The organism is Serratia sp. (in: enterobacteria) (genome assembly GCF_051654945.1).
GTDB lineage: Bacteria > Pseudomonadota > Gammaproteobacteria > Enterobacterales > Enterobacteriaceae > Chania.
In genome coordinates this window covers 634,989-645,499 of record NZ_JBOFZA010000081.1, presented here as the reverse complement: position 1 = coordinate 645,499, position 10,511 = coordinate 634,989, and the positions used below count along the sequence as shown (strand labels likewise).

The 10,511-nt window shown below is 55.8% G+C and carries 10 protein-coding genes; 9 read left to right on the top strand and 1 reads right to left on the bottom strand.

All coding sequences use genetic code 11. From position 1 onward, the window contains the following. Window positions 1–42 precede the first annotated feature (42 nt). The 8 genes from ACRDCA_RS19410 (at window position 43) to ogt (ending at window position 7,991) form a co-directional block, all read left to right on the top strand. The gene (locus tag ACRDCA_RS19410) at window positions 43–1,179 is read left to right on the top strand and encodes an ABC transporter ATP-binding protein (protein ID WP_438690991.1); all 1,137 of its coding nucleotides are present in this window, start codon (window positions 43–45) and stop codon (window positions 1,177–1,179) included. Window positions 1,180–1,195: 16 nt separating this feature from the next. After that, complete coding sequence (locus tag ACRDCA_RS19405) at window positions 1,196–2,467, top strand: Gfo/Idh/MocA family protein (RefSeq protein WP_438690990.1); 1,272 nt, start codon at window positions 1,196–1,198, stop codon at window positions 2,465–2,467. Between the two features lie 19 nt (window positions 2,468–2,486). Then, entirely contained in the window at window positions 2,487–3,395 is a 909-nt protein-coding gene (locus tag ACRDCA_RS19400) for an ROK family protein (RefSeq protein ID WP_438691015.1), read from the top strand. Between the two features lie 333 nt (window positions 3,396–3,728). Next, window positions 3,729–4,499, top strand: coding sequence for a transcriptional repressor AgaR (gene agaR / locus ACRDCA_RS19395; protein WP_025119102.1), 771 nt, complete (start codon window positions 3,729–3,731; stop codon window positions 4,497–4,499). 68 nt (window positions 4,500–4,567) lie between these two features. Continuing rightward, on the top strand, window positions 4,568–5,713 hold the full coding sequence (locus ACRDCA_RS19390) for an SIS domain-containing protein (protein ID WP_438690989.1): 1,146 nt from the start codon (window positions 4,568–4,570) through the stop codon (window positions 5,711–5,713). A 9-nt stretch (window positions 5,714–5,722) separates the two neighbouring features. Continuing rightward, window positions 5,723–6,577 (top strand): tagatose bisphosphate family class II aldolase, encoded by an 855-nt coding sequence (locus ACRDCA_RS19385; RefSeq protein ID WP_438690988.1) that lies wholly within the window; start codon window positions 5,723–5,725, stop codon window positions 6,575–6,577. A gap of 362 nt (window positions 6,578–6,939) precedes the next feature. Beyond that, window positions 6,940–7,251 carry a hypothetical protein gene (locus ACRDCA_RS19380; RefSeq protein ID WP_438690987.1) on the top strand — a complete coding sequence of 104 codons (312 nt, stop codon included), beginning with the start codon at window positions 6,940–6,942 and terminating at the stop codon, window positions 7,249–7,251. A gap of 215 nt (window positions 7,252–7,466) precedes the next feature. Further along, the gene (ogt, locus tag ACRDCA_RS19375) at window positions 7,467–7,991 is read left to right on the top strand and encodes a methylated-DNA--[protein]-cysteine S-methyltransferase (protein WP_438690986.1); all 525 of its coding nucleotides are present in this window, start codon (window positions 7,467–7,469) and stop codon (window positions 7,989–7,991) included. On the opposite strand, the gene ACRDCA_RS19370 is transcribed toward ogt, so the two are convergent. Beyond that, window positions 7,988–8,935, bottom strand: a complete 948-nt coding sequence (locus ACRDCA_RS19370; RefSeq protein WP_438690985.1) for a sugar-binding transcriptional regulator — start codon at window positions 8,933–8,935, stop codon at window positions 7,988–7,990. The genes ogt and ACRDCA_RS19370 overlap by 4 nt on opposite strands. Before the next feature lie 186 nt (window positions 8,936–9,121). On the opposite strand from ACRDCA_RS19370, the gene dalD reads away from it, so the two are divergent. Beyond that, window positions 9,122–10,507 carry a D-arabinitol 4-dehydrogenase gene (gene dalD / locus ACRDCA_RS19365; RefSeq protein WP_438690984.1) on the top strand — a complete coding sequence of 462 codons (1,386 nt, stop codon included), beginning with the start codon at window positions 9,122–9,124 and terminating at the stop codon, window positions 10,505–10,507. The last annotated feature ends 4 nt before the right edge of the window (window positions 10,508–10,511 follow it).

Below are 10,511 nucleotides of genomic sequence, written 5' to 3'. Positions count from 1 at the left end.
GCTGGTGTTAAAGGCTAACCGAGAACAATAAGGTAAACAGACATGGCCGGTATTCAATTAAACAGTGTGAAAAAGGTCTATCCCAACGGTTTCCGGGCGTTACATGGCGTGGATCTGGATATCAAAGACGGTGAGTTTATGGTGTTTGTCGGCCCTTCCGGCTGCGCCAAATCCACGCTGCTGCGCATGATTGCCGGGCTGGAAAGCGTCAGCGAAGGCCAGATCATGATCCACGATCGCTGCGTTAACGACACCATGCCCAAAGATCGTGGTATCGCGATGGTGTTTCAGAACTATGCGCTCTATCCGCATATGACCGTCTACAAGAACATGGCCTTTGGGCTGATTGGCAAGGAGAGCAAGGCGGAGATTGACCGACGGGTGCAGGATGCGGCCGAGAAGCTGGAAATCACCAACCTGCTGCACCGCAAGCCCGGCCAACTCTCTGGTGGCCAGTGCCAGCGCGTGGCGGTTGGGCGTGCCATCGTACGTAAACCCAAGGTGTTTCTGTTCGACGAACCGCTCTCCAACCTGGATGCCAAGCTGCGCGTTTCCATGCGTGTGCAGCTCATCGAACTGCACAACCGGCTGAAACAGGAAGGCGCTGCCGCCACCATGGTGTATGTGACGCACGATCAGGTCGAAGCGATGACCATGGGCGACCGTATCTGCGTAATGAACCGGGGCACCATCATGCAGGTGGACAAGCCAATCAACCTGTATCACTACCCTGCCAACCGTTTTGTCGCCGAGTTTATCGGCAGCCCATCGATGAATCTGCACGATCTGGATCTGCTACGCAGTGCTCAGGGCACGCAACTGCGTATCGACGATGATTATCTGCTAACCCTGCCGCCTGCGCTGGAAAAGCAGTTGGCAGACTATCCGCATCAACGCGTTTGCCTGGGGATACGCCCCGAAGCCCTGCGCCTGTGCGCTGCCGGCACCAGTAACTGCTTCCCTGCACGGATTGTCACCATCGAACGCATGGGTAACGAAGAGTTGCTGCATTGCGAACTGGCCGGATTGCGCTTCGTGCTGCGTATTGCCTCCCAACCCGACTGGGAACCCAGCCTCGGCGAACAGATCCATCTGACGTTTGATTTGACCCGCGCCCACCTGTTCGATCAGGCCAGCGGAGACAACCTGAATAATAACGCTACCCATTCATTGGGATAATACGGAGCAATTTGCAATGTCTAATGACTATAACGGTCGTCCGGTACGCGTCTTGGTGATTGGTGCCGGTGCGCGCGGAGAGATTTACTCACGCTATGCGCTGGCTCACCCGGATCTGATGCAGGTGGTGGCAGTTGCTGAACCGCGCGATACCTATCGCCAGCAGTTTGTGGATCAACACGGCATTACTCCCGAAAACGTGTTTACCGACTGGCAGCAGGCGGTAGCGGCGGGCAAATTGGCCGATGCGGTGATGATTTGTACCCAGGACACCTTGCATCTGGCACCGGCTCTGGCCTTCGCCAAACAGGGTTACCACATGCTGTTGGAAAAGCCGCTGTCACCGGATGAAAGTGAGTGCCGCACCATCGTGGAAGAAGTCGAGCGTCAGGGGATCATATTCTCCGTGGGCCACGTGCTGCGCTATACCCGCTATACCCAGAAACTCAAGCAGTTGCTGCGCGATAAGGCGATCGGCGACATCGTCAGCCTGCAACATCTGGAGCCGGTGGGCTATTGGCATCAGGCCCACTCCTTCGTGCGCGGCAACTGGCGCAACGACCAGCAGGCAGCCTTTATGCTGTTACAGAAATCCTGTCACGATATCGACTGGATCCGCTACGTGATGGATACCCCTTGCGAACAGGTCAGCTCGTTTGGTGGCTTACGCCACTTCCGCCAAGAGAATCAGCCTCAGGGCGCTGCGGATAACTGCCTGGATTGCGGCGTGGAGGCCGAATGCCCCTATTCCGCCAAACGCATTTACCTTGGCGACAATCACAAGGCGACGCCGGGCTTCCTGCGGGTACTGACGCCAGAAGTCGATCAGGAGCATCTGATCGCCGCACTGCGTAACGGCCCTTATGGCCGCTGTGTCTACCGCTGTGATAACAACGTGGTGGACCATCAGGTAGTGAATATGCAGTTCAGCGGTGGCCGCACCGCCGCCTTTACCATGACCGCCTTCACCAGGATGGAAGATCGCAAGACGCGCATTTTTGGCAGCCAGGGGTGCCTGGAAGGCGATGGCCGCTACATCCGTATTACCTCCTTCCTCGACGACCGGGAAACGCAGTATGACGTGGATGAGGCCGAGGATTTGCACACCATGTCTGGCCACGGCGGTGGCGACTATTATCTGATGCAGCACTTTATTGCCGCCGTGCGCGCCAACGATCCGGCGCAGGTGCTGTCTGGTCCGCAGGAGACCCTGCAAAGCCACCTGATGGTGTTTGCCGCCGAACGCGCGCGCCGGGAAAACGCGATCATCACCTTGGGCAAGGAGTAGAGCCGTGGCAACTCATGCTATGCGTTATGGCTTCGACATTGGCGGCACCAAAATCGAAATGGCCGCCTACGATGCCCAGTTGAATCAGGTGTTCTGCCAGCGCGTCAGTACGCCTACCGGCGACTACCGCGAGTTTCTCTCCTGCATCGCACAACTGGTCAGCCAGGCCGATCGCAACCTGCACACCCAAGGCACTATCGGCATTGGAATGCCCGGGATCATCGATCCACGCAGCCGCAGGCAGTTGGCGGTCAACGTCCCCTGCCTGACCGGCCACTGCCTGGCGGACGACCTGACCCAGGAACTGTCACGGCCCGTGGAGATTGAAAACGATTGCCGCTGCTTTGCCCTTTCGGAGGCCAGCACGCCTCAGACCGAGCAACTGGAAGTGGTGTTCGGTGCCATCATCGGCACCGGAGCTGGCGGTGGTCTGGTGATGAACAAACGGCTACACAAGGGCCGTAATGGGCTGGCTGGCGAATGGGGTCATACGCCGATCTCCGCCCAGTTGGCACAGCGTTACGATCTGCCGCTGTTTGTCTGCAACTGCGGTCTGACCGGCTGCTTTGAGCGTTACGTCTCCGGCAGCGGTCTGTTGGCCCTTAGCCAACACTTTGGCCACCGCGCGGCCAACGTCCCGGCACTGATCGCCAGCTACCGTCAAGGCGATCCGTTAGCGCAGCACCTGATGCTGATCTATATCGATATCCTGGCCAGCGCGTTGGCCAGCCTGCAACTCCTGCTGGATGTAGATGCCTTCGTGCTGGGCGGCGGTCTTTCCAACGTGAGCGAACTCTATGCCCAACTGCCCGCCGCTATGAGCCGCTGGCTATTACCGGGGACTGAACCGGCGATGGTTTATCCCCCGGTGTATGGCGACAGCAGCGGAGTACGCGGTGCGGCACTGTTGCGCCAAAGCTGGCAATAAAATAATTAAGGAAAGCTCACCCGCTTTAATGATCGTGGGTGGCTTTCATCCACGGCGGAATTAACCGACAGGTTAAACGTGAAATTAGTCGGGTAAATAAGGCATTACCGGTTTTCGGTTTAATTTCATGGTGCTTTCAGTTGATGCCCAACCGAAAGGCAATAATGAAATAACCAGTTGAAATATAAGATTATATTTAAATTTTTCGATTGCGTTGCGCGGTTTCGTTTGCTGTAATTTGCAACGAAAGACTGAAAATACGCCCGTAAGACTTGCTGAGGCCACTATGCCTCGGCCGGGGTTTGCTACGGGTAAATCAGGAGTCACGTATTAATGATCAATACCGTAAAACGGCGGGAATTAATTATCGACCAGCTATGTCGCGAAGGCACGGTGCGCGTGGAACAGTTGAGCAGCCAGTTTGCCGTCTCTACCGTCACCATTCGCAGCGATCTGCGCCACCTGGAGAAAAGTGGCTGTGCGGTGCGTGCCTACGGCGGTGCGATGCTCAACAAGCAGTTCGCCTTCGATCGCCCGCTACAGGACAAGGGGCGCATCAACCGCGATGTGAAATTCGCCATTGCCTGTGCCGCAGCCGAGTTGGTGAATGACGGTGATGCGATCATTCTCGATTCCGGTTCCACCACTAGCCAGATGGCCACGCAGTTGGCAGGCAAGAAAGACCTGGTGGTGATGACCAACGCCTTGAATATTGCCTTCGAATTGGCCAGCAATGAGCAGGTGGATCTGATGGTGGTCGGCGGCAGCGTACGCCGCAAATCCTGGTCGCTGTATGGCCCCGCTGCCGAGCAACATATTCGCCAATATCGCTTTGATAAGTTCTTCCTCGGCGTTGACGGTTTTGATTTGGTGGGCGGGATCACTACGCCAGATCCCGGTGAGGCACAGCTCAACCGCGCCATGTGCGAAGTGGCGCGCGAAGTGATTGCGGTAGTTGACGCCAGCAAGTTCGGCCGCAGCAGTTTCTGCATGATCCGCGAGATAGGCCAGATCCAGCGGCTGGTTACCGACAGCCGCATACCGACCAATTACCTGCATGCGCTGCAAAATCTGGGGGTCGAGGTGATTATCGCCGACCAGTGAGCTCCCCCACACCGCATCAGCATGTATTTATTGAGTATTAACCACGGTATTTTTAAGGAGTTACCATCATGACAGGTTATTTTTCTTACGATGCGGACTGGCTGGAGCAACATCATGCGCTGCATACCGCCCGTGAGATTTGGCAGCAGCCGGACCTTTGGGCCGCCCTGCACCAGCAGTTGGTCGCCCAGCAGGAGCAATGCTCCGCATTCCTGACGCCCCTGCTGCAAAACCCCCGCTTACAGATCGTGCTATGCGGTGCAGGCAGTTCAGCCTTTGCCGGCCGGGCCTTGGCCCCTTGGCTGCGGGAAAAAACCGGCCGTGACGTTGCGGCCTATGGCACGACGGATATCGTCGCCAACCCGCTGCAATTTCTCGACCCATCGCGCCCAACGCTGATGGTATCTTTCGCCCGTTCCGGCAACAGCCCGGAAAGCGTCGCTTCGGTGGCTCTGGCCGATCAGTTGCTGCCCCACTGCTATCACCTGATGCTGGTGTGTAACCCGGATAGCCAGTTGGCCAACTATGCGCATGGCCGTGAAAACGTCTGCGCCCTGGTGATGCCACAAGGTTCAAACGACCAGAGCTTTGCCATGACTTCCAGCTTCAGCTGCATGATGCTGAGCACCGCGCTGCTATTGGGTCCCTATTCGCTAGACGATGCCCGCCAACCGCTGGCGCAGATGATCGAATGCTGTAAAGCACTGCGTGAAACGCAGCAATCTCAGGTGAAAACCCTGGCCAGCAGCGGCTTTAACCGCTACATCGTACTCGGCAGTAGCTGCTTCACCGGCCTGGCGGAAGAAGCTTCGCTGAAAATGCTGGAACTGACTGCCGGACAGATCGTCACCCGCTACGACTCGCCGCTGGGCCTGCGCCACGGTCCAAAATTTATGGTCGATCCGCAGACGTTGGTGCTGTTGATGCCATCAAGTAATCGCTACACCCACCGTTATGAGCAGGATTTGTGGGATGAATTGCAGCGTGACGGATTGGCCAGACAGATCGTCGCGCCTGGCAACTCGGCAGCCGATCGGCCGGAACCCACCGATGATATCTGGCTGCTGTTCCCCTATTTGCTGTTCGCACAGATGCTGGCATTTGAAACTTCGCTGGCGCGCGGCCTGACGCCGGATAACCCTTGCCCAACCGGTGAAGTCAACCGCGTGGTAAAAGGCGTCACTATTTACCCATACTCTGCTGCCGTGCTGTAAGGAGGCGCCATGTACCTGATATCCAACCGTGAAATGCTGCTGAAAGCGCAAAGACAGGGCTATGCCGTGCCCGCGTTCAACGTACACAATCTTGAAACGGTGCAGGTGATAGCGGAAACCGCCGCCGAACTGCAATCCCCGGTGATTATGGCCGGTACGCCGGGTACCTTCAGCTATGCAGGAACCGATTATCTGGTGGGGATTTGCCGCTCGGCGGCCAAACGCCATGACCTGCCGCTGGCGTTGCATCTGGATCATCACGAAGAACTCGAGGATATCGCCACCAAGGTCAGATCCGGGATCCGCTCGGTGATGATCGATGGTTCACACCTGCCTTTTGAGCAGAATATCGCGCTGGTTGCGCAGGCCGTCGCACTGTGTCATCGCTATGGGGCCAGTGTTGAGGCGGAACTGGGGCGTCTGGGTGGCCAGGAAGACGATCTGATTGTCGATGCCGCAGACGGCTTTTATACCGACCCCAACGCCGCCCGCGAGTTTGTTGCGGCCACCGGGATCGATTCCCTGGCCGTCGCCATCGGTTCAGCCCATGGGCTATACCACGGGGAACCCAAGCTGGATTTTGACCGTCTGGCACTGATCCGTGAACAGTTGGAGATCCCGCTGGTACTGCATGGCGCCTCCGGTATTCCGGAAGCGATGGTCAAGCGCGCCATTTCGCTCGGGGTATGTAAGGTGAACGTGGCGACTGAGCTCAAAATCGCGTTTGCCGATGCGGTTAAGAGTTACTTCTCCCAACATCCGGAAGCCAACGATCCGCGTAAGTACATCGTCCCCGGCAAGTTGGCGATGAAAGAGGTGGTGGCAGAAAAAATCCGTATCTGTGGCAGCGCCGGCATGCTGTAACTCTGAAGAGTAAAGTGATGGCCGCAGTACCCAGATAAAAATGCGGCCATTACTTTTTTTTCGATATTTAAAGTAACCAGCGTTATTATAAGCAGCATAAAAAATGTTATTATTCTCACATTGCTGACTTTTATTCCTCATTCCACCGTTAAACCCCCTGCACTATGATCTAAATCATAGTTTTACCTGCTGCCCATCCCTACTATTAAATTCAATTAACGAACGATGTCGTTAATATTTTTTATTCAACTTATTATAGTAACGTTGGAAATTAAACCGCCCGGTAATACCCGTTAATTTGATCGGGAAATAGCAATTTTTTGTTAATGGGTGGTTTTACTTTATGCTAATAGGAATAGCTTATGAAATATATTATTGCCACTTTGGCCATGTTAACCGCTGCACCCTTCTTACTGCATGCAAAACATAATGTTAGCAACAGCGCCATGACGGGAAGTATCCAGTTTTCCGGCAAAATCAGTGCCCCCACCTGTGAGATTGCGCGCAGTGGCGGTCAATATATATCCAACTGCTATCGTGAAACAGCGGCCAAAACGAATGAATTTATCCAAATGCCCTTGGACAATATGGGCTCAGAATTAATGTCACCACCCGTAAGTGAAATGGTAGCCAATCAACCTTCTCTGCAACGAATTACGCTATCTTATAACTAATCTTAAGTACGGAATTTATTATCATACAATTGATCCATTAAAATTATTTTTGTTATTTTAAAAACATTTTTAGCGATGTGCCTCTCGGGGGTTACCTATAATGGGTAACCCTCTTTTTTTGCTATTGACCCGCTCCATCAGCATGTCCGAAATCCGCCATCACCTCTGGCTTTTTCATGTAATAATCGCAGCATCAAACGCAAGGAGTGAACAACATGCAGACCTTTTTTATTGATCGTATGCCGACGCCGGTCGGTGAACTGGTGTTGATCGGGGATGAGCAAGGACGGATGCGCGCACTGGATTGGACCGATCACGAGGCTCGCCTGATCAAGCTGCTCAACAGCCATTATCGTGCGGCCCCCTATACGTTGCAGGAACAAGCCAACCCAGGCGGCCTGACGGATATTATGCAGCGCTATTTTGCCGGCGAGCTGGCAGCAATTGACGACGTACCGGTAATGACCGCGGGGACCGAGTTTCAGCGCACTGTCTGGCAGCAGCTGCGGAAAATTCCTTGTGGGGAGATCATCACCTATGGGGAACTGGCCAAACATATTGGCCGCCCAACGGCCTCACGCGCCGTCGGCATGGCAAACGGCACCAACCCAATCAGCATCGTGGTGCCCTGCCACCGGGTGATCGGCTCACAAGGCGCTTTGACGGGTTATGCCGGAGGGGTGCAGCGCAAACAATGGCTGCTGAAACACGAAGGTTTCCTGCCCCAGGATCTGATTTAATCGGCCAGCAGCGCCAACGCGCTTTCCTCGTCCGTCACCAGGCCGTTGATCCAGCGGCCTAGCAACGCAGCACGAATGGCCTGATGTTTGTCCGCTCCACCGGCCAGGGCAATCACCGGTTTTTCCGGCTGCTGGCTCAGATTGACGCTGGTCAGCCGCCGATCGAGTTCGCTGGCCACCCGTTGGCCCTGCGGATCGATAAAATGCCCCAGCATTTCAGCTACCGCATTAGCCGCGGCAAGGCGATCGACATCCTCTGCGGTGATAAAACCGTCCTTATGCAGCGGGCAGTGATATGCGATGGTGCCAATGCCGATAAAAGTCACATCTGCCTGGCTGGCCTTCTCGTTTACCGTACGGTAAATGCGGTGGTTGCACCACAGGGCGCGGTCCTGTTCGCTATCGGCAAACAGCGGCGCGGGCAGGATAAAGTAGCGGCCCTGAGTTTTCTCCGCCATCCACAACGGGACGTCATAGCGGGTACAGGAGCCGTCGGCCGCGATCGCCCCGATCAGCGAAACGCAGCTATGTTGCGGCCGCTCCAATTCCGGCAACTCATCGATTGCCGCCTTCAGACTGCGCCCAGAGCCAACCCCGATGTTCAAGGGCTGCTCGCTACGTAAAAATTGCGCCATCACTTCGGCCCCAGCCACCGCCACCGCACGGTTGATCCCGGCACTGTCCATTCCCTGGCTAGGTACGACCTGGCACTGTGCCAAGCCATAGCGTTCGCACAGACGGGCCGATAACTCCATGCAGCGCCCTACCGGGTGGGAAATATTAACGCTGATCAGGCCGCTGTCGATCGCCAATGCGACCAGCCGCTGTGCGACCTGGCGCGATACGCCCAACGCCTCGGCAATCTCGTTCTGGGTCTGCCCGGCCACGTAATACATCCAGGCCGCGCGCGCCGCCTGATCCAGTTTCTTATCGTGTTTGACCATGTCGTTTCATCCGTTCCCCGTGATAGCCCCATTTTACTGGCATTCATACGGCTCAGTGAGGTCAGTTTACGCTTTTGTGAGCTAAAGCCCATTTAAAGGGCAAAAGTTTAATTAACCTAGCGCCAACAAAGAGCAAATGCCCCAATAATGGGCCGATGCCCTAAATTAACCTTAGCGGAGAACGTTATGAGCAAACCAGTGAACTCTTCCCAGGCCATTTGGCTACATATCGGTGCCGGATCTTTCCATCGTGCTCATCAGGCCTGGTATCTCCATCGGCTGATTGCCGCTGGCGATAGCCGCTGGTCGATTGCCCTCGCCAATATCCGTGATGACGCTACGCCGTTGCTGAATACGCTGGCCGAACAGAACGGCCAATACGTGCTGGAGACCGTCACCCCACAAGGCGTGCGTCAGTATGAAACCATTACCTCCATCAGCAAGGTCATTCCCTGGGATAACGAGCTGGCAGCCTTGACTGCGCAGGGGGCCAAACCAGAGACCCGCGTCATTTCCTTCACCGTTACCGAGGGTGGTTATTATCTGGATAACCAGTTCAATCTGGATCGCACCAATGCCGATATTCAGGCCGATCTGCTGGGCGCCTGCCGCACCATTTACGGCACCATGGCGCAACTGCTGGCACGCAGACAGCAGCTTAATGGTGACCCTGTCACGTTACTCAACTGTGACAACCTGCGTCATAACGGTGAACGCTTCCGCCACGGCCTGATGCAGTTCCTGCAACTGCGTAAAGAACAGGAACTGATCGCCTGGATCGATAGCCACACCCGCTGCCCTAACACCATGGTTGACCGCATCACGCCACGGCCAGCGCCAGAAGTTGCCGAGCGGGTCGCCGAGGCTACCGGGTTCCAGGATCGTGCTCCGGTGATGGGAGAAGCGTTTATCCAATGGGTGATCGAAGATGACTTTATCAACGGGCGCCCAGCCCTGGAGAACGTCGGCGTTGAGATGGTCGATTCGGTGCTGCCCTATGAAGAAGCCAAGATCCGCATCCTCAACGCCAGCCATAGCTGCATTGCCTGGGCCGGTACGCTGATTGGTCAAAGCTATATTCATGAAAGCACCGGCACCCCGGCTATCCACCAGTTGGCTTACGACTATGTTACCCAGGACGTGATCCCTTCCCTGACGCCTAGCCCGCTCGATTTGGCCGCTTACCGTGACGTGGTTCTGGAGCGGTTCAGCAATCCCTATATCCGCGATACCAACCAGCGCGTCGCCGCAGACGGTTTTTCCAAAATCCCAGGCTTTATCACCCCAACGCTGCAAGAGTGCTATCAGCGCGGTGAAGTACCGCAAGCCACGGCTATGCTGCCTGCCCTGTTCTTCGTCTTTATGCAGCGCTGGCACCAAGGCCAACTGCCGTATGAATACCAGGACGGCATTCTGGACGCAGCGGCCGTTCACCAGATGTTCTCAGCGGCCGATCCGGTGGCGGTGTTTGCCTCAGATGAAAAATTGTTCAGCACTTTGGCCCACAGCAGTGCCTTTAGCCAACTGCTGCGCCAATCCATCGAGCGTGTTAACCACTGGCTGGCGCAGTAACGGG

Coding starts and splice junctions, on each gene's coding strand:
- ACRDCA_RS19410 (WP_438690991.1), top strand. CDS start 43: ATGGCCGGTATTCAATTAAACAGTGTGAAAAAGGTCTATCCCAACGGT.
- ACRDCA_RS19405 (WP_438690990.1), top strand. CDS start 1,196: ATGTCTAATGACTATAACGGTCGTCCGGTACGCGTCTTGGTGATTGGT.
- ACRDCA_RS19400 (WP_438691015.1), top strand. CDS start 2,487: ATGCGTTATGGCTTCGACATTGGCGGCACCAAAATCGAAATGGCCGCC.
- agaR (WP_025119102.1), top strand. CDS start 3,729: ATGATCAATACCGTAAAACGGCGGGAATTAATTATCGACCAGCTATGT.
- ACRDCA_RS19390 (WP_438690989.1), top strand. CDS start 4,568: ATGACAGGTTATTTTTCTTACGATGCGGACTGGCTGGAGCAACATCAT.
- ACRDCA_RS19385 (WP_438690988.1), top strand. CDS start 5,723: ATGTACCTGATATCCAACCGTGAAATGCTGCTGAAAGCGCAAAGACAG.
- ACRDCA_RS19380 (WP_438690987.1), top strand. CDS start 6,940: ATGAAATATATTATTGCCACTTTGGCCATGTTAACCGCTGCACCCTTC.
- ogt (WP_438690986.1), top strand. CDS start 7,467: ATGCAGACCTTTTTTATTGATCGTATGCCGACGCCGGTCGGTGAACTG.
- ACRDCA_RS19370 (WP_438690985.1), bottom strand. CDS start 8,935: ATGGTCAAACACGATAAGAAACTGGATCAGGCGGCGCGCGCGGCCTGG.
- dalD (WP_438690984.1), top strand. CDS start 9,122: ATGAGCAAACCAGTGAACTCTTCCCAGGCCATTTGGCTACATATCGGT.